Below are 17372 nucleotides of genomic sequence, written 5' to 3'. Positions count from 1 at the left end.
GGAGGAGTGATCATTTCATGAAATCTCCAGGTGGATCTATTTTTCCTTATTATTATAAAGGTGGAGAAATCCATTGTCTGAAATATGGCAGCAAGCATAAGGACCAAGATAAGCTTTTCGATGTGATGAGACAAGAAGAGGCTTTCATCTTAGGGATCAATAAAAAGCTCAAGGTTTGGGTGGATATGTATGAGACGAAGATTACCAAAGAAGTCTTGGAACAGTTAATCTGCAACATAAATAATCTCAAAGATCATGTGGATAAGCTCTCATTTGTAGGACTATCAGGGATGGATCGTTGGAAATTGAAAAGAAGATTGAAGAACCTGGGGATGGGGCAATCTGTATCATTTTATGCTGATCCTGAGGAGGCAAAGACATGGCTGATAACGGATCGATGATTTGATCTTTAGCAGCAGGTATGGGTAAAGGTCAATAGGAGAGCTACTCTTCATGGAGTAGTTCTTTTTTTCATACTTTTTGAAGGAGAAACTATGCTGTGTTAATTCGAAATTCTTCTAACATAACAGGTACTTCACACAATTCAATTCTATTTCTATGCTAGAATAGATAGCAGGAAAAAAGCGGAAGAATTAAACAATATTCTGAAGTATCTTAGACAGTGTAAGTTATATGATTTTGTTAATTTTTCCAAAGAGGAATGGGTCTCTAATTATAAACGGTACTACAAACTACCTTAGTTATATCCAACATGTGAGAAATGAGATGATTAATGATGACAAATGCTGATTCCATCCAGGAACAGATGCAGATGTGTCAGAAATATAATGCCGACTATGTACCGAGCGAACTACACCATAAGATCGGAATCGCCTGGAACGTTAAGGAAAAGTTAGAACCGATCCACGGCATGCGTATTCAGCCCGAAGGAGATACAACCGGATGGTATATTTGGGCGGATGAATACTTGGAGGCAGATGACTTTTTTGTCCCATTACATGTCACGCACATCGATAACTGGGACCCCAAAATCAAGAAGTACCTCGGACTTGCACCGGGATGGCGGTTTGTGATTGCAGAAGATTATGAGGATGTATGGTTTGACGAACAGTTGCTTAACAGGTCATAAGCAGAGCAACCAACGAGTTAAAATAGAACTTTGAAAGGAGTCATACAATGCCAAGTGTGCACGATAACAAAGCATCTAATTATAGAGCAAACGGGATAAGTAAATTAACCATAGCTATTAGTGTTGTAGTTATCATAATTGTGATTCTGGCTCTTACCAATCCAACCAGAACCGATTTTTATACATGGCTGGAAAGCCAGTATGGTATACATGTCTCCTACGACATCAATGAAACAACGTATACACAGATCACGAACGGCCAGGAAAGAAGTCTTAATTTCAGAAGCGGACATATACAGCATGTGGGAATCTTTACTACGTATAATGAGACTTTTATGGATGCTGAGGGTAATGAGATCAACATTAAAGCCACTGGTGTAATGAACATGTTTTTTAAAAGATAGATGGTTTCTGTTCTATGATATTGGAAGTTGTAAAGGATTTATCGACATACCACGCTTTTGTATGATGCCAACATGCAGAGCAGCGTGGTTTTTGTGTTGAGCAGAATTCGTAAAGAGGGGGAGGATTACGTTATTTGGTTCATTCGCAAATTCCACATTATGGGTTATGATGTACCTACAGAGAAAATTTAACATACATAGGAAGTTTTTTTTCGAATTGAGATTATTCTAGTGGGAGGAATAGAATGAAAGCCATTTTCCTTGATTTCTATGGGACAGTTGTTCATGAAGATGATGATATTCTTCCTGTGATTTATAAACAAGTTCAAGCGTCAGCACAGGTGGAATGTACAACGGATGAGATCGGTGCTTACTGGTGGAAGGCTTTTTCAACATTGTTTTATGCAAGCCACGGCAGCCAGTTTACCACGCAAAGAATGCTGAATGTGCAATCTCTGGCAGAAACGCTTCTCCATTTCAAATCGGATCTACAAGCTGAGTCACTTAATCAGGAACAGTTGGCACATTGGCGTAACCCTTGTATATTTGCTGATTCAATTCCCTTTCTTCATTCTCTTGAAGTTCCGGTATATATCCTTTCTAATATCGATACGGATGACGTGAAAGCCGCAATGAAGGCACATAACATTGAAGTGACCGGAGTAATTACCAGCGAGGATGTTCGATCTTATAAGCCAAGGTCAGAGATGTTTGATGAAGCAATCAACAGGTACGGTTTGCAGCGAAATGAGGTGATCCATATAGGGGATTCTCTGGTTAGTGATGTACAAGGAGCGCAAAATGCGGGAATTAAGGCTATCTGGTTGAATCGAAAAGGAAAACCCCAACCGCAACAGATTACACCGGATTATGAGTGCAAAGATCTTGGCGAAGTTGTGCATATGTTGGAGGCTTGGATATGAAAAAGTTAACCGTGTTGTCGTTATTATTTCTGTTCTTAATTGCCTGTCAGGATAAAACAAACCATGAAGCTGTGCAGAAACCGACGATTCCAGTGACGGAAAGTGTTACTGATGAAGCAATTGAGCAGAAGGACGATGAAGCAGAAGCACCCAATAAAGACAAGGGCATTCCTCCTGTTTACCTTGATGAAACGAAGTATACAGGTGATGAACTGGAAATCGTCAAACTGATGAACGTTCGCATGCGTTATATATGGGAAGAGGATGAGAAAGGCTATATGAGCCTTTTTGATCCGCAATCGCCAGTCTCAGGCATGCCAGTTTCAAAAGTTCGCAAGGTGATCTCTATGAGCAAGATCAAGATTCGAGAGCAAAAGAAGCTCTATGAGGCACTTGTGATGGTTACTGAATTAAGAGAGAACGGGGAAGAGTTCGGCCCTAGCATGGTGTTCTGGAAAAAGAAAGCGGATGGCGATGCTGCGAAGTGGATTTTTGCAGACATCGATTAACACAACTGAAGGAAATGAAGTAAAGGGTGATGAAATCATGACGAAACAATTGATACTTATTGAGGGATTACCGGGTTCAGGAAAGTCGACGATTGCCAAGATGGTATCCGAGATTCTGACTGAGCAAGGCAAAAAGGTGCAACTCATCCAGGAAGGGAATCTGGATCACCCTGCTGATTATGATGGTGTAGCCTTTTATTCTGCGGAAGAGTTCAGGTCTTTGGTGGATGCTCACGAGGCATGTAAACATATATTGGAGAGCAGAGCTGCAGTCTATGAGGATGGTTTCCTGATTCCGTATCGCAAAATGAAAGAGGAATTTGGAGTGGATTTTCCTGACCATGTGGTGCAGGAGATATTCAGCAAAGATATTTACGAACTGCCTTTTGAACAAAATATGAAGCTGATCACCGAAAAATGGCGGGGTTTTACCGAAAGCGTGATAAGTGCGGATGATGATTCCATCACTATATTCGAATGTTGTTTTATTCAAAATCCATTGACCATAGGTTTGGTGAAATACAATCAATCCAGAGAAGAAAACGTGCAATATGTTCTGGAATTGGAGCGCATCGTTCAACCATTAAATCCGCTACTAATCTATATTCATCAGGAGGATCTTGCACATACCTTTGACAAGGCAATCCAGGAAAGACCTAAGGAATGGTCAGATGGATTCGTACAATATTACACAAACCAAGGATGGGGGCTGGCGGAAGGATATCATGGTGTTGAGGGCACGGTGAAGGTTCTTCAGGCAAGAAAAGAGTTGGAAACCGAGATTTATCAGTTACTGAAGATGGACAAACACTGGCTGGACAATTCGGAATATAACCGCGCTGCTTGCCAGGAGGAACTGGAGAAGATCCTGAAAGTTTCACTTTGAGATACTAAAGTACAAGTACAAGATTTCTTAGCACGGCAATACCATACATAATGGAGGTTTATTTTTATGTTAATTCTCGAGGCAACACTAATTGTCATTACCGCTATATTGTTCATCTTAGGTGTAAGGAACAAACGCAAAACATTAATCAGATGGGGTATAGGGAGTTTAACTTTGTTGATTGTACTTTTTATTCCATCGTTTGTTAATGGATTTGTGGAAGGGTTGTCCTCTGGTTGGTCGGCAAAGTAAACCTGGATGCATTCAAAATGATGGAGGTTTATCCGTTGTTTTTGAAAAAATGATCCGGAGTCATCAGCGTGACATAGATAGCATTAAACATTACGTTCAGAAATTGGAGGAGTTTATGGATATCACATTTATTCGTCATGGTCACGCTGAACATTTGCTTCATTATCCTCATCAGCTAAACCAGTTGCATCCCGGACTCACTGAACAAGGAAAGAGGCAGGCGACTGAATTGCGAAAGCAGATTAAAATCTTACCGGAAGACCTCGTTTTGGTGAGTCCTTCAAAACGAACGATAGAAACGGCATTCCTCTTAACATCCAGCGATAAACTGACAGTCTGTCCACTCGTTGGCCCGAGAATGTTCCCTCAAAATCCGGAGTTCCCCGTTCTGCGCTGTGATCAGATCTATTCGAAAGATGAATTAAATGCTCAGTATGCGGAGCTCCGAATTCTGGATTTTGGACTTGATTGCTGGTTGGATGGGATTAATCGAATGGAAGAATATCTATTTGAGGTTTATGCTGGACAGCTAATTCAATGGTGCAGAGAGCAGAGCGGGAGTACTTTTATCATTTCACATGATGGTACGATAACAAGTTATAGAGTTTTTCTTGGAGAGCAGGGGTTAACCCGAAGTGATTTTCTCGGTGAGGCGGGTCATTACACGATCAATAACCTTTAAAGAAGAAGGGACATATGCACATGAAACCTTTTCCCGAAATAGAAACTGACCGATTGTATATTAGACAGCTGACTTTGGCGGATCGTGAGTCTGTATTCAAGCATTTTGCTGATCCAGAGATAGCTCGATTTATGGATATTGAGCCTTGCCGTGACGTAAAAGAAGCAGAAGAAATCATACAATTTCATATGGATGATTCAGGTTGCAGGTATGGTCTGTTCAATAAAGTAAATAATCATTTCCTCGGTACAGTCGGATTTCACTGCTGGGCCAAAAGCGAACCGTCAAGCGCGGAGCTTGGATTTGATTTATCCCGTTCCTATTGGGGGCAAGGTTTAATGCAAGAAGCTTTAATCGAAATCATCAAAATTGGTTGGGATGTTATGAATCTTGATTTTATTGAAGCCACAGTAGAGCAGGCCAACATTCGGTCACAGAACCTGTTAGTTAAGATGCATTTTTCAAAAGCCGATGAGTTGAAAGGTGACTTGTTCTACTACACGTTGAATAAGGAAGAGTTTATTTTGTAAGCGGTCAAAGTTCAAGATCAATTGGGCTCAAGATGCATCTTCAAGTCATAGAAGATATATGAATGGGCAGATGCAATAGTTCTATGGAAACGACGGCCTAAACAAAAAAAGGAGGTAAATTGAAATGGAGTTCGCGGGACAGAAGATAAGAATAACACCTGTCACAGAACAGGACCTCGACTTTATATGCACACTTGAATGTGATGCAAGTATATGGAGCTTTGAAGAGGACGTTGAAACGGATACTGAGAAAGTTCGTGATAAATATCGTAGTCATTTTTTCACTACGGATGAAGAACCGTATGCCTATGATTTCATTATTCGTCGTTTGGAAGATCCCGAGGGAGAACCAATTGGTCTTATCCAGATGTGGAGCTATGTAGGTCATAGAAAAAGCTGGGAACTCGGATTCGCGCTGCTTCCGAATTATGTAGGGAACGGCTACGGCAGTGAGGCTACGAAACTTTTATTAGAATTTGCATTCAACGGGTTACACGCCCATAAAGTTATAGGTATGTGCAATGCTCAGAATGTCCGATCTGCTGCGCTGATGCAGCATGTGGGGATGACACGGGAAGCCGTGTTCAAGGAAGAACTTTGGTGGAACAACCAATGGACGGATCAATATTTCTTCTCCATTTTAGAAAAAGAGTTTAGTGAACGAAGAGGGAGAAATTCCGATGACCAAGTTGGTCTTGTCAAGTGGAAGGTGGGTCTACAATGAGTGTAATCACTGTATATCATTATGATGCTTTTTCGACGGTTCCTGGTAAAGGTAACCCGGCCGGAGTCGTTTTTCATGCCGATTCGCTCAGTGAGGAAGCGATGCAGCAGATTGCACATAAAGTTGGATTCAATGAAACGGTCTTCGTGATAAGTTCCGAGGTAGCAGATGTTAGATTACGATATTTTACACCTGGTCATGAGATTAATCTGTGTGGGCATGCCACGATGGCATCCATGTATGGGTTAAAGACTAGAGGGCTACTGGAGGATAAGCAGTCGATTACCATTGAGACTAATGTAGGCATATTGCCGATTCAGTTCCAGCAGGATGGCGATAAGATCAACATTGAGATGAAGCAGGATCAGCCCCGTTTCCTGCCATTCCAAGGTGACTTAGAGAAGCTGGCAAATTCGATTAATCTAACCATGGATGATATTGATCTATCCACACCCATCGTCTATGGAACTACGGGTACCTGGACGTTATTGATACCGATTCGTAAACTGACTTCTTTCCAACAAATGAAACCGGATTCTTCTCTATTCCCTGAGATATTAGTTGAAAATCCGAAAGCTTCTTTGCATCCCTTTACGCTGGAAACCCGCGATTCAGATGCTCTAATGCATGCCAGACATTTTTCTTCGCCCTTTTCGGGTACTACGGAAGATCCGGTTACGGGAACAGCATCCGGTGTGATGGGTGCCTATTATTTGGAGTATATGAATTCTGAGATGGATCAGGCTCTTTTTGTTGTGGAGCAAGGACACGAGGTTGGCAGAGATGGGAAAGTTCTTGTCAGTGTGGTCAGAGATGGACAGGACATGGATGTCAGAATACAAGGCACGGCTGTTTTTGTGGAGGAAATGAAAGTGGAGTTAGATACGTAACAACGTAAATGAAGGAGTGGGTTTAGGTGGATGAACAGGCGGTACTACATACAGTTACTCATTTGTTAAAAGAAGAATGTTCGGATTCCCTGGTGGGAATTTATTTGCACGGGTCCATGGCTATGGGGTGCTTCCATCCCAATCAAAGCGATATCGATATACTGGTGGTATGCCGGGAGCAGCTGTCTGCTGATACCTATCGAAGTATTGCGAAGAAATTGATGCAGATAGAAGATGAAATGCACATTGTCACAGGATTTGAACTTAGTATTGTTTTGGAGTCTACGGTTGCTAAACTGACGTTTCCGACTCCATTTGAGTTTCATTACTCGGGGTATCACCGAGAAAAGTATAGAACTGATGATCAATATCTTTGCGGTGGATACGAAGATCCGGATCTGGTAGCACATCTGGCCGTTATTGTTGACCGTGGAATTGTGCTTGTCGGCAAACCGATTAAGGAATTATTCCAGCCCGTAAAACGTGAATATATGCTGGCCTCTATTACATCTGACGTTGGTTCAGCTATGGAAGAAATAACGGAGAATCCTGTCTACTATGTTTTGAACCTATCACGGGTTCTATTGTATATGCAAGATTCAGTAATATACTCCAAGCGAGAAGCAGGCGAGTGGGCACTCATTCATATTTTACCGAAGTACAAAGAAGTCATCTCACAATGTCTCGCAAAGTATAACGGAGAGCTGGAAAGCGTGAATCTAAGTAATGATTTACTTCTGGATTATGCGAAGTACATGTTGAACGAAATAAGTGGTATCTCCTTGCGGTATTTGCAGAGAACTGATTAGTGATTATGGGAAGGACACACAGGTCATCTTGTAGGGAGAAGAGGGTTATTCTAAAACAACGATTGGGCAGCTATTACCACAAAAATATACAAGAATATAATAAGGAAGGTAGAGTGTGATGTTTGAGATTGTTGATATTCGGCAAAAGCCGGACATGCTGCAGACAGCTGTACATTATTTTTGGAAGCAGTGGGGCTCGGAATCAAGTTATCATTTTTACCGGGATTGCATAGAGCGTTCCGTGGAAACCGAGAGTGATGTACCCCGATTTTATGTACTGTTGGATGGAGACAGGATTGTTGGAGGATATGCTCTGTTACGAAGTGATTTGAATAGTCGGCAGGATCTGTTCCCGTGGTTTGCCTGCCTTCATGTTGATCCAGAATACCGAGGCAAGAACCTGGGTGGGCAACTACAGAATCATGCGATTAATGAGGTGAAGACGAAGGGCTACGACAAGTTGTATTTATGTACGGATTTGACGGACTATTATGAAAAAAATAACTGGGCGTATATCGGTAATGGATATTTGCTCGATGATGAAGAGACTCGGATCTATGAACATCAAATTTGATGAAGTTCTTCAACATTATTTCTGTGAAGCGAAGTATGTCTTGAAAGCCGTCCCATTTGGACTGACCAATACAACCCAAGTCCTTGAAATGAATGGGCAGAAGTATATCGTTCGAATCTATAATAAGTACATGAAAACGATCGATAGTATTGAGCTCGAAACTCAGGTGACGACATTTCTTGTTGGCAGACATTTATCGTTTCAGGTACCTGTCTTTCTTCATACCTTATCTGGAGAGAATTTCGTCGTTTTAAACGATGGGTCTCTTGCAGCTATTACTAATTTTATAGAGGGCTCTATACCTCCTTTGTCTGATCTGAAAAAAGCTAAACATTTTGGTAGATTGGTGGGAACGTTCTCTTCTGAGATGAGTAAGCTTCAAACCAAAAAAAACGGCTATCATGGGATATCATTTAGCAAAATATATGATATTCATCCTTTAGCTAATCGTCAGTCAATTAAGACTTTTTTTGAAAATTCACCTCTTGAATTATCAGATGAAATGTACTCTTTTTACAAAAGGATGATTACTGATGTGGAGACATCCAACCTTTCTTTGGAAGTGCTGCCGAGTCAACTCGTTCATCATGATTTGTTGGTATATAATTTGCTCTCTCGTGACGATGAGATCATAGGCGTACTGGATTTTGATTTTATGGGGACGGATGTTGCGTTCATGGAATTGGCGATTAGCTTCAATCATATGATTCAGGAATCCGAAGGGGCATTGGATATGATTGAGGCTTTTCTTCAAGGGTATTCAACTGAACGTAAACACTCCACTGTGGAAATCAATTACTTACCGTTACTTACCCAAATCTATTTTATAGCGGTGCTTCATTTTTATATTGGTCAGCATTATGCGGGAGTGACGATTGAGCAAAACTTTAACTTTATGCTTAATCAATTTGAGCGGAATATAAACTGGCTACATAAGCATGATTTAAAAATTCAAGAATTGTTTCATAGATACTTGGTCTGATTCAATAACGATTACTATGAGTCAGAGACTGAGGGTATCCTTAGGGATCAACCTATACCCAATAAGAATGAAAAACATATGCTCTAGCAGATCACCCGATGTACAGACGAATGCCAAAAGAGCTTTGTCCAGAATGCGAAAATACAGATCAAGTAACCGAACGGAGTGATGGTCATCGAACAAACCATTCGTTTAGCCCAAGAGATTGCGGAGAGAGTCATTCGAAGAGCCGGAAAAGTTGCCAAAGATCATTTTGATCAGATCACCTGCGCAGAGGAGAAGGGCATCTTTGGCGATGTTGTTACTGAAGTAGATCATGAAGCAGAGCGGATAATATGTGATGAAATTAGCATAAGTTTTCCCGATCATGAGATCCATAGTGAAGAGCGGGGGCATAACGGACAGAAGAGTGACTGGCTGTGGATGATTGATCCGTTAGATGGAACAAACAACTTTGCCATTGGCCTACCGATATTTTCCGTTTCCATTACATTAATGTATCGTTCAGAACCTGTTCTCGGGGTTATTTATGAACCTCTGGTGGATCGTTTGTTTGTGGCATCACGTGGGAATGGGGCAAGTTGTAATCTGAACCCCATGAAAGTCCAAAAGAAAGAGCAGATTCATAAAGGGACCATTGGATGGATTCAGGGGCATCAGGTGCAAAATGAGGAGAAGGCTGTACGGCTACGTCAACATCTCGATGTTCGTTTCAAACGAATGATGCGATTATGGGCTCCAACCTTACAGTGGTGCATGTTAGCTAAGGGGGATATTGACGGCATTGTGCTCTACAATTCGGAAGGAGACGATCTGTATTCGGGCATATTAATGGCGAAAGAAGCAGGTGCCATTGTTATGGATTTTGAAGGGATTCCCTTTGATGGTATGAATTCAGAGCCATATCTGATTGCCTGTCATCCGGATCATCGTGAGTATTTACTTAGTGTCGTTCGGGAGGGAATGAACTGATGATTAGCGAGCTTAATAAGCATGAATTCTATAAGGTAAGGCACTTCGCGGACTTGAACAGCAATATTGAGGTGAAGGCCGTGGTATCTGGGTTGAATCCTGGCCGAATCTACGTTGATGATGCATCGAATATCACAGCAGCATTAATTTGGGTGAAGGGACAAAGCGGTTTCCAGTTGATTGGAGACGCCCGAAGTAAACCCTTTCTGAACGACTTGGAAGAGTTCATGAAAGAACATATAGAACCTGAATTATTAAGATTAAATATCCACACAGTCGAGGTAGGTGTGGCGGATGAAAGCTGGGAAGATGTGCTTCATTATATGGCCACGAATAAAGAGCTCTATAGCGATATTCAGCATGTATTTACATTGGATTCAGACCAAAGAAAGACTGAACATCTAAGTCAACCGGTTATTCATGAAGGGTATACTTCTCAGAATGAGGTTGTCAGGCTTCTCGAATTAGATGAGGCATTACTGAAAGCAGGGAAGTTTAACAATCTATCTTTTCTGAAGGACAAAGTCTCACGCTTTTGGGATAACATGGATGAGTTCTTGGAACATGGCTTTGGATACATTGCAGTACAAGGCGAGGATATCGCGAGTGTTTGCTTTTCGGCGTTTATATCAGATCAGTGGCATGCAATTGATATTGAAACTATCGAAACCTACAAGAGAAGGAATTACGGTGCACGGGTAGCGCGAGCATTTGTAGAAGAATGTAGGATTAAAGGTATTCATCCGTATTGGGACTGTTCCCCAGATAATGTAGGTTCAATACGCTTGGCAGAGGGTGTAGGTATGTCACTGAACTTTGATTACAGAGTTTACTGGTACAATCTTTCTTGATGGGTTTGAAAAAAGGCTGAAAGGAGACTTAAATGAACGAAACATTACAGGAGCAGATTCAATTTCTAATTGAGATTGATAAACTGAAAACGATTGAACGAAAAACGAGAATCATCCATGGAGACAGACTTGAAAATGATGCAGAGCATTCCTGGCATCTGGCGATGATGGCCTTGATTTTGCAGAGCCATTCCAACAAGGAGGTGGATATTCTCAAAGTTATTAAGATGCTTCTCGTTCATGACCTCGTTGAGATCGATGCCGGAGATACATTTGCCTACGATACAGTAGGTCATACGGATAAATATGAACGCGAGATCAAGGCTGCGCATCGACTGTTTGGGATATTACCTGAGGAACAGGCCGAAGAACTGTTGAACCTGTGGCTGGAGTTCGAGGCAAAGGAGACCCACGAAGCACAGTTTGCCTCTTCGATGGATCGGTTGCAGCCGTTGATCCACAATCATCAGAATGAGGGAGATACGTGGCAGAAATACAATATTACAAGTGAACAGGTGTTAAATAAAAATCGGGAGATTGAGAACGGTTCCGAGACATTGTGGACGTACGCACAGCAAATTATCCAAAATTCCGTAGACCAGGGAATCTTAACTAAATCCAAGTCTTAGAGACACGTTGAACTTATCTGATCACAGACAGGGGAGAATCTTTATGGGATATATCATGGAGTTGAGAAAGCTGGTGGGTTCGCGCCCTCTAATCATGGCTGGTTCATGTGTGTTGGTCTTCAATGAGCAGGGCCATCTGCTGTTGCAAAGACGTACAGATAGTCTGGATTGGGGAACCCTTGGCGGATCATTGGAACCGGGAGAATCTTTGGAGGAAGCTGCTGCCCGTGAATTATATGAGGAAGCTGGACTGAGAGCGGGTGCATATAAACTCATTACCGTTTTCTCAGGTCAGGACATGTATTACAAGTATCCGCATGGAGATGAAGTGTATAATGTCATGGCAGTCTATGAAGCTACTGAAATTCAGGGCGAACCAACCGTCATGGATGATGAAGGACTGGAACTGCGATATTTTGATCTGAGTATGCCAATCCCAGAGATTAATCCGTTCACGGAATATGTGCTGAAAAAAGCGGGATATATTAACTAAGTAGTAAAAGGGGATCGTATATGACACAGGATTTTTATTGTGATGAAGTGCTTAGTGGTAATACCCAAGTAAATATTGTCATGGAAAGTGACAAGGTGCTGGCTTATCATCATACCCGACCATACTACAAGCATCATATTGTTGTTATTCCAAAGATCCATATCCAATCGTTCATTTCACAGGAAGAAGAAAATAATGATGAACTATTATTGGAAATTATGCGCGTTATCAAAAAGGTTGCTGCGGACATGGTTGTCCAGACGGGTTCTTCCAAAATCGTAACTAACCTGGGCACTTACCAGGATTCGAAGCATCAACACTGGCATGTGGTAAGCGGTGAACGTATCCAATAAAATAAGTCTTAAGTAAAGTCTTCCTGCCGGATGTTCGGGGGAAGATTTTTTGACTGCAATGATTAGAATTCAGCCTATCAAGAATGTGAAAATGGTTTGAAGAAAGTAACTTAAGGTAAAATATGCTAAAATAGGTTGGTGAATTAATAATTTGGACTATTTATAAATCATGATGATCATATGAATTATGAATGAATTACGGTGATTAAAAGGAGGAAGTGTGATGAGCTTTTCATTCATTTCAACATTCGCAGTTTTATTTAACTTGGTGTTATTCGGTTTGGGTGTATATGCCTTTATTTTATTTATCAAACTTGCTAAACGCGGGATTCAGGCGTTGGACATTTATCTATATGAGAAACGAGGAGAACGGTTCTAAGCTTTAGAAATATCACTCAACAATAGAATTATCATTTTTCTCTCAGTGTTTTATTGTTGTTCTATTGATATGATTAACTTATCATTCAACTAAAGAGAGGGTAAATGACATGGATACTTTTTTAGAGCAAATCAACGAATTGCAGGAGCTTCAAAAAGATTTGGTCAGTATACATCCCTTATTCGCAGAGTATTATCCCGTTGTTGTGGAATTTGAATCTTTGTTATATATGTATGATTATTCGTCCAAGACGCAGCAATATGAATGGGTAAAAACCGTTCCGGATGACCTGAACATTCCCGATGAGTGCCTTGCAGCGTTCCCGGTGCATCACATGGGTGGGCGGATGTGCGCAGTGGTGACGGATGCGGCGTTCCAAAATTTTGAGCAGAAAATCTACCTCTTTCATGAGTTTGTCCATTGTTACGTATATGAGCAGTATACCGACATTGGTGACCGTCTTGAGATCAAACGTAAGATGGAGCAAATCAAACGTGTAACATGGGAACTAGATTATGAGTTTCCTTATGACAATGAGACGGTTGTCCAGCGGATCACTTCGTTGCTATCAGCCTTGAAGAGTAAGGATCTCTTGCAAGTGAAAGAGGCGAGAGTGGCCCTGTTCAGCTCTTTGAGTGAAGAACAAGGTGAGTACTTCAACTGGCTGGAATGGAACGAAGGTTACGCGCGCTATCTGGAGAATCGAATTCGGGAGAAATTGGGATTGGAAATCAATCATATGGGGGATTCAGCTCCGTTTAATCGTCTTGTTTTCTATGAATGCGGGTCGGAATACATAAGCCTGCTCGTTAACGAACAGCCGGATCTTCATACGGATTTGGAGCAGTTATTTGAGAGGATACAAACAGAGCGAGTGCAGGGTTGAACACCGGGTATAGTTCCCGAATTCATTACGGACGTAAAGATAAGGGCTTTCGTGGCCGATACCGCGCAGCGTTTAAAAGTGCTGCTCCAAGGATGGGACACCGAGTTGCAGCATGCGAGCATAAGTATCTAGAGCTAGATACAGATGATTGCTTAGAGAGTGAGTACTATGTGTTTAGTTGAGCCGGGAGGTATATATGCTAATGAAAAAAGCAGGGATTCTCTTAGTTCTCTTCGCAATGCTCCTTGCAGCCTGCAATCATCCAATTAAAACTATTTCTAACCCGAAAGAAGCTCTGCCTTCGCTCATTACATTAACCTGCAACCCCAACTTCTCGATTGAAGCGTGCGAGGATGTGAAATTCGAAGATCCGGTTGAGATTGGAATCGTAATCGAGGCTATAAACAAAGCGGAGCGTATAGCGGGAAGTCTTGATTATAGCGTGGAATACAAGATGAGCTTAACAGATGCAGATGGCTCCTTAACGAAGTATGATTATTCCATAGGCAAAGATCCCAAGCAGTCAGCCCTTCTAGTTAACCATGAGGATACCCACGTGGGATACAGCATACCCATTGAGGATGCAAACAAAGTAAGGAAACTGATCCAGAGTCATACGGACTGACTAGCTATTGAAACGGAGAGACGGTCATATGAGTCACCTGATTACCATTCAACCTTTAACAGCATCGGATATGAAGGGTGCCTGCCAGGTATTCGAGACATCCATTACGAATGCATTTACACAGGAAGGGCTGGGTGCCCTGCACGAAGACATACGGGATGAAATTGAACACAAGAAAGCGATGCTTCACTTAGCTTTGCATCCTGAAAACAACAAGGAATCGAGTGTCTTCTTTCTAATAGCTAAAAGGGAAGATACTGTCGTGGGCACCATTTCCTACGGACCTTGCGGCGAGGAGATTCAAGAATGCACAGACCACCAACTGAACCAAGTAGGGGAATTGGGTAGTCTCTACGTTCTGCCAGAGGTTCAGGGTCAGGGAATTGGCTCTGCTCTCATTCAGGCTTTGGCTACTGAACTTCAGAGGCGTGAGATTACGCAATTTTGCCTGGATAGTGGGTACCGGACAGCGCAGAAGAAATGGCAGCGGAAGTTTGGAGAACCCTATGCCGTGGCAAAGAACTATTGGGGTGAAGGCACGGACCATATGGTGTGGTTATGCGATGTGAAGGATTTTGCTGCAAAATAAAATGACGAAGAGATGACGACCTGTACTGAACAGGGGTCATCTCTTTTACTAAGTCAATCTTTCTGCATCGATAGAGGACTATTCTTCGTACAGTAAGAAAAAGGAGTGAAGATATGCAGTACATACAGAGTACACCCGAGCAACGTTTATCGCCGGATGCCATAACCATATGGAGAATCAGTGCGGTTATATCGAACGGAATAGGGTTGATTGTGCTTGCAGCTCTGCTGGTTCTGGATTCCATCTATGGATGGAAGGCGTGGATTGGTTGGTTGCTGTGGGGAGTGACTGCCATCTCAGTGCTGTATGCGGTGTGGGAAATTTTTATCCGGCCTTCATTGTTATACAAGCATTGGTATTATGATGCGAATGAAGAGTTCTTGCAATTGAAACACGGGGCTTTGAAAAAGGTACATCAGATCATTCCCATGGCCAAAGTACAATCCGTCACGACGAACCAAGGTCCCCTTTTGAGAAAATATGGCCTATATTCTGTATCGGTTGGCACGATGGGTTCATCTCATACGATCCCGGCGCTGCCAGAGGAAGTGGCACTTGAACTGCGTAATCAGATTGCGTCGTATGCAAGGATTAATGAGGTGGATGAATGAACGAGATGAAAAGACAACACCCGTTAGCCATGCTCTGGAGTTTGTGGAAACTGGTGAAAAATTCTTTTGCATTTATCGTTTTTTTATTTATTCTCCGTCATGGCTCGGCGTCCACGTGGATTATGTATGGCAGAATCGTCTTCTATGTGGCTATCGCGTTTAGTGTGATAAGCATTATCTGGAGTTGGTTTACACTACGTTATACCGCAGATGATAAGGCTTTTCAGATCTACAGTGGGGTGTTTAATCGCACAAGAAGAACGATACCCTATACCAAAATTCAGAACGTGAACCGGCATACGTCGCTGTTTCATCGTTTGTTCCGAGTCACATCCATTCGTTTTGAGACGGGCATCAAAGGAGACGATGCTACTTTTCAGCTGCAAGTCGTTTCGCTTTCGGAATCGGATCGGCTTGAAAAGGTCGTTGCAGGGCATATGTCGGAAGCGAATGTCGCCAGTGATGCTGTACAACCAAACGAAGAACCCGAGACAGCACCTGAACACGTAACACGGGAAGAAGATATTCAACTAACTGTAAAAGAGGGGCTTGAACGGATTGTCCATTACAAGTCCACCCGAAAAGATATATTCAAAGCTTCGTTTACCTCGCTCAGCTTTCTGGTACTTATTCCGATTCTGGGATCGCTCTATTCGTCGGTGAAAGATTTCTTTCCCGATGAAAAAGTGACGGAGAGCATCCTATTAACGTGGCTGGATACCTGGTGGATTACCGCATTGATCATCACAGGACTTATTGCTGTTTCCATTATGCTAGGTATTGTTAGAACCTTTGTGAAGTATGGTGATTTCCAAATCTCCTCTGATCGCAAACGTATCTACATTACGAAGGGCATGTTGGAACAGACCGCATTTTCGATCCTGAAAGAACGAGTTCAGGCGGTGAAAATCACGCAGTCTCCGATGAAAAGACTGCTAGGATTGGCAGAAGTGGAACTAACGACAGCAGGTGGTGTGGGAGAAACCGAACAGGAAGTTAACTCGCTCTATCCTTTTCTGCCTGTGAAGCAAGCTTACGATATGATCTCGGAGATTTTGCCATCCTATCAGGTTACGCAGGAGATGCAGAAGCTTCCACGAAAATCATTATGGCTGCGCATGCTCACACCAAGCTGGGTATGGATTATTGCAACGGGATTATTGTTTTATTTCAAACCGCCGATTCTGGGACAGGATCAGGCATGGTGGATGATTTCCGCTATTCTGTTACTGTGGATTGTCATATGCAGACTAACTGATTTTCTCCATACACGATACGTGCTGAATCAGAACTTTATCCAGTTGCGAACGGGTGCATTAACCTCAACACTATACATCTCCAAGCGGGAGAAAGTCATTGAGGTACAGATTACCCGGAGTCTGCTGCAACGCTGGTTTGGAGTTGCTTCGATTCAAACCGTGAATCGTGCCAAACCTGTTCTGCATCACACGCTAAACGATATACCGGTTGAGGCCGTAGAAGCGTTTCAGTTGTGGTATATGGAGCGGAGCCAGAACGTCCAGACCCGTTAATCTAAAGGCAAGTGCAGGAAGACTACTAAGTTAACCGTGCACTTGCCTTTAATTTGTGAGGACAGAAATAACCTGAAGAAGCGGAGCTACAAGCTTTCTGTAAAGAAAGCTGCATCGGAAGCATACACCTCGCTTTATTCTCGGATTTTCTCCTTTGAAAATAGTAATCAAAAAAAATCTGGGGATAACAGCGATCG

At 42.3% G+C, this 17372-nt stretch carries 23 protein-coding genes and 2 pseudogenes; all 25 read left to right on the top strand.

Annotation, left to right across the window (positions count from 1 at the left end):
• The first annotated feature begins 17 nt into the window (after positions 1–17).
• Entirely contained in the window at positions 18–401 is a 384-nt protein-coding gene (locus HW560_RS30110) for a hypothetical protein (protein ID WP_090894873.1), read from the top strand.
• Between the two features lie 332 nt (positions 402–733).
• Positions 734–1090 carry an immunity protein Imm33 domain-containing protein gene (locus HW560_RS30105; RefSeq protein WP_256221945.1) on the top strand — a complete coding sequence of 119 codons (357 nt, stop codon included), beginning with the start codon at positions 734–736 and terminating at the stop codon, positions 1088–1090.
• 47 nt (positions 1091–1137) lie between these two features.
• Complete coding sequence (locus HW560_RS30100; protein WP_090894878.1) at positions 1138–1494, top strand: hypothetical protein; 357 nt, start codon at positions 1138–1140, stop codon at positions 1492–1494.
• A gap of 245 nt (positions 1495–1739) precedes the next feature.
• On the top strand, positions 1740–2417 hold the full coding sequence (locus HW560_RS30095) for an HAD family hydrolase (protein ID WP_090894881.1): 678 nt from the start codon (positions 1740–1742) through the stop codon (positions 2415–2417).
• Positions 2414–2926, top strand: a complete 513-nt coding sequence (locus tag HW560_RS30090) for a hypothetical protein (protein WP_090894883.1) — start codon at positions 2414–2416, stop codon at positions 2924–2926. Before HW560_RS30095 ends, HW560_RS30090 begins: the two co-directional genes overlap by 4 nt.
• Positions 2927–2963: 37 nt before the next feature.
• The gene (locus HW560_RS30085; protein ID WP_179265393.1) at positions 2964–3812 is read left to right on the top strand and encodes an adenylyl-sulfate kinase; all 849 of its coding nucleotides are present in this window, start codon (positions 2964–2966) and stop codon (positions 3810–3812) included.
• A gap of 367 nt (positions 3813–4179) precedes the next feature.
• Positions 4180–4746, top strand: coding sequence for a histidine phosphatase family protein (locus HW560_RS30080; protein ID WP_179265392.1), 567 nt, complete (start codon positions 4180–4182; stop codon positions 4744–4746).
• Between the two features lie 20 nt (positions 4747–4766).
• Positions 4767–5276: a GNAT family N-acetyltransferase gene (locus HW560_RS30075; protein ID WP_090894887.1), complete on the top strand. Its 510-nt coding sequence runs from the start codon at positions 4767–4769 to the stop codon at positions 5274–5276.
• A 124-nt stretch (positions 5277–5400) separates the two neighbouring features.
• On the top strand, positions 5401–6000 hold the full coding sequence (locus tag HW560_RS30070) for a GNAT family N-acetyltransferase (protein ID WP_179265391.1): 600 nt from the start codon (positions 5401–5403) through the stop codon (positions 5998–6000).
• On the top strand, positions 5997–6890 hold the full coding sequence (locus HW560_RS30065; RefSeq protein WP_179265390.1) for a PhzF family phenazine biosynthesis protein: 894 nt from the start codon (positions 5997–5999) through the stop codon (positions 6888–6890). The genes HW560_RS30070 and HW560_RS30065 overlap by 4 nt, the downstream gene beginning before the upstream one ends.
• 26 nt (positions 6891–6916) lie before the next feature.
• Positions 6917–7642: pseudogene (locus HW560_RS30060) on the top strand (aminoglycoside adenylyltransferase domain-containing protein); the annotation flags it as partial.
• Positions 7643–7661: 19 nt separating this feature from the next.
• Positions 7662–7730 (top strand): annotated as a pseudogene (locus HW560_RS34120) (cytidine deaminase); the annotation flags it as partial.
• Positions 7731–7817: 87 nt separating this feature from the next.
• Complete coding sequence (locus tag HW560_RS30055) at positions 7818–8273, top strand: GNAT family N-acetyltransferase (protein WP_090894898.1); 456 nt, start codon at positions 7818–7820, stop codon at positions 8271–8273.
• A complete protein-coding gene (locus HW560_RS30050; RefSeq protein ID WP_179265389.1) occupies positions 8257–9255 on the top strand; it encodes a phosphotransferase in 999 nt (332 codons plus the stop codon). The genes HW560_RS30055 and HW560_RS30050 overlap by 17 nt, the downstream gene beginning before the upstream one ends.
• Before the next feature lie 174 nt (positions 9256–9429).
• On the top strand, positions 9430–10227 hold the full coding sequence (locus HW560_RS30045) for an inositol monophosphatase family protein (RefSeq protein WP_090901997.1): 798 nt from the start codon (positions 9430–9432) through the stop codon (positions 10225–10227).
• Positions 10227–11078 (top strand): GNAT family N-acetyltransferase, encoded by an 852-nt coding sequence (locus HW560_RS30040; protein ID WP_090894903.1) that lies wholly within the window; start codon positions 10227–10229, stop codon positions 11076–11078. Before HW560_RS30045 ends, HW560_RS30040 begins: the two co-directional genes overlap by 1 nt.
• 32 nt (positions 11079–11110) lie before the next feature.
• On the top strand, positions 11111–11707 hold the full coding sequence (locus HW560_RS30035; protein ID WP_090894906.1) for an HD domain-containing protein: 597 nt from the start codon (positions 11111–11113) through the stop codon (positions 11705–11707).
• Between the two features lie 43 nt (positions 11708–11750).
• A complete protein-coding gene (locus tag HW560_RS30030) occupies positions 11751–12200 on the top strand; it encodes an NUDIX hydrolase (protein ID WP_090894908.1) in 450 nt (149 codons plus the stop codon).
• 20 nt (positions 12201–12220) lie between these two features.
• Positions 12221–12553, top strand: coding sequence for an HIT domain-containing protein (locus tag HW560_RS30025; RefSeq protein ID WP_090894910.1), 333 nt, complete (start codon positions 12221–12223; stop codon positions 12551–12553).
• 223 nt (positions 12554–12776) lie between these two features.
• Positions 12777–12932: a hypothetical protein gene (locus HW560_RS30020; RefSeq protein WP_177185646.1), complete on the top strand. Its 156-nt coding sequence runs from the start codon at positions 12777–12779 to the stop codon at positions 12930–12932.
• A gap of 109 nt (positions 12933–13041) precedes the next feature.
• Positions 13042–13818 (top strand): hypothetical protein, encoded by a 777-nt coding sequence (locus HW560_RS30015; RefSeq protein ID WP_179265388.1) that lies wholly within the window; start codon positions 13042–13044, stop codon positions 13816–13818.
• 202 nt (positions 13819–14020) lie between these two features.
• On the top strand, positions 14021–14443 hold the full coding sequence (locus HW560_RS30010) for a hypothetical protein (protein WP_179265387.1): 423 nt from the start codon (positions 14021–14023) through the stop codon (positions 14441–14443).
• A gap of 28 nt (positions 14444–14471) precedes the next feature.
• The gene (locus HW560_RS30005) at positions 14472–15032 is read left to right on the top strand and encodes a GNAT family N-acetyltransferase (protein ID WP_179265386.1); all 561 of its coding nucleotides are present in this window, start codon (positions 14472–14474) and stop codon (positions 15030–15032) included.
• A gap of 113 nt (positions 15033–15145) precedes the next feature.
• The gene (locus HW560_RS30000; protein ID WP_090894918.1) at positions 15146–15643 is read left to right on the top strand and encodes a PH domain-containing protein; all 498 of its coding nucleotides are present in this window, start codon (positions 15146–15148) and stop codon (positions 15641–15643) included.
• Positions 15640–17175, top strand: a complete 1536-nt coding sequence (locus tag HW560_RS29995; protein ID WP_179265385.1) for a PH domain-containing protein — start codon at positions 15640–15642, stop codon at positions 17173–17175. Before HW560_RS30000 ends, HW560_RS29995 begins: the two co-directional genes overlap by 4 nt.
• The last annotated feature ends 197 nt before the right edge of the window (positions 17176–17372 follow it).

The organism is Paenibacillus sp. E222, assembly GCF_013401555.1.
Taxonomy (GTDB): Bacteria; Bacillota; Bacilli; order Paenibacillales; family Paenibacillaceae; genus Paenibacillus.
This window is presented reverse-complemented; position numbering and strand designations above follow the sequence as displayed.

What these genes read in the sequence shown, in the direction of transcription:
- HW560_RS30110 (WP_090894873.1), top strand. Translation starts at nt 18, where the DNA reads ATGAAATCTCCAGGTGGATCTATTTTTCCTTATTATTATAAAGGTGGA.
- HW560_RS30105 (WP_256221945.1), top strand. Translation starts at nt 734, where the DNA reads ATGATGACAAATGCTGATTCCATCCAGGAACAGATGCAGATGTGTCAG.
- HW560_RS30100 (WP_090894878.1), top strand. Translation starts at nt 1,138, where the DNA reads ATGCCAAGTGTGCACGATAACAAAGCATCTAATTATAGAGCAAACGGG.
- HW560_RS30095 (WP_090894881.1), top strand. Translation starts at nt 1,740, where the DNA reads ATGAAAGCCATTTTCCTTGATTTCTATGGGACAGTTGTTCATGAAGAT.
- HW560_RS30090 (WP_090894883.1), top strand. Translation starts at nt 2,414, where the DNA reads ATGAAAAAGTTAACCGTGTTGTCGTTATTATTTCTGTTCTTAATTGCC.
- HW560_RS30085 (WP_179265393.1), top strand. Translation starts at nt 2,964, where the DNA reads ATGACGAAACAATTGATACTTATTGAGGGATTACCGGGTTCAGGAAAG.
- HW560_RS30080 (WP_179265392.1), top strand. Translation starts at nt 4,180, where the DNA reads ATGGATATCACATTTATTCGTCATGGTCACGCTGAACATTTGCTTCAT.
- HW560_RS30075 (WP_090894887.1), top strand. Translation starts at nt 4,767, where the DNA reads ATGAAACCTTTTCCCGAAATAGAAACTGACCGATTGTATATTAGACAG.
- HW560_RS30070 (WP_179265391.1), top strand. Translation starts at nt 5,401, where the DNA reads ATGGAGTTCGCGGGACAGAAGATAAGAATAACACCTGTCACAGAACAG.
- HW560_RS30065 (WP_179265390.1), top strand. Translation starts at nt 5,997, where the DNA reads ATGAGTGTAATCACTGTATATCATTATGATGCTTTTTCGACGGTTCCT.
- HW560_RS30055 (WP_090894898.1), top strand. Translation starts at nt 7,818, where the DNA reads ATGTTTGAGATTGTTGATATTCGGCAAAAGCCGGACATGCTGCAGACA.
- HW560_RS30050 (WP_179265389.1), top strand. Translation starts at nt 8,257, where the DNA reads ATGAACATCAAATTTGATGAAGTTCTTCAACATTATTTCTGTGAAGCG.
- HW560_RS30040 (WP_090894903.1), top strand. Translation starts at nt 10,227, where the DNA reads ATGATTAGCGAGCTTAATAAGCATGAATTCTATAAGGTAAGGCACTTC.
- HW560_RS30035 (WP_090894906.1), top strand. Translation starts at nt 11,111, where the DNA reads ATGAACGAAACATTACAGGAGCAGATTCAATTTCTAATTGAGATTGAT.
- HW560_RS30030 (WP_090894908.1), top strand. Translation starts at nt 11,751, where the DNA reads ATGGGATATATCATGGAGTTGAGAAAGCTGGTGGGTTCGCGCCCTCTA.
- HW560_RS30025 (WP_090894910.1), top strand. Translation starts at nt 12,221, where the DNA reads ATGACACAGGATTTTTATTGTGATGAAGTGCTTAGTGGTAATACCCAA.
- HW560_RS30020 (WP_177185646.1), top strand. Translation starts at nt 12,777, where the DNA reads ATGAGCTTTTCATTCATTTCAACATTCGCAGTTTTATTTAACTTGGTG.
- HW560_RS30015 (WP_179265388.1), top strand. Translation starts at nt 13,042, where the DNA reads ATGGATACTTTTTTAGAGCAAATCAACGAATTGCAGGAGCTTCAAAAA.
- HW560_RS30010 (WP_179265387.1), top strand. Translation starts at nt 14,021, where the DNA reads ATGAAAAAAGCAGGGATTCTCTTAGTTCTCTTCGCAATGCTCCTTGCA.
- HW560_RS30005 (WP_179265386.1), top strand. Translation starts at nt 14,472, where the DNA reads ATGAGTCACCTGATTACCATTCAACCTTTAACAGCATCGGATATGAAG.
- HW560_RS30000 (WP_090894918.1), top strand. Translation starts at nt 15,146, where the DNA reads ATGCAGTACATACAGAGTACACCCGAGCAACGTTTATCGCCGGATGCC.
- HW560_RS29995 (WP_179265385.1), top strand. Translation starts at nt 15,640, where the DNA reads ATGAACGAGATGAAAAGACAACACCCGTTAGCCATGCTCTGGAGTTTG.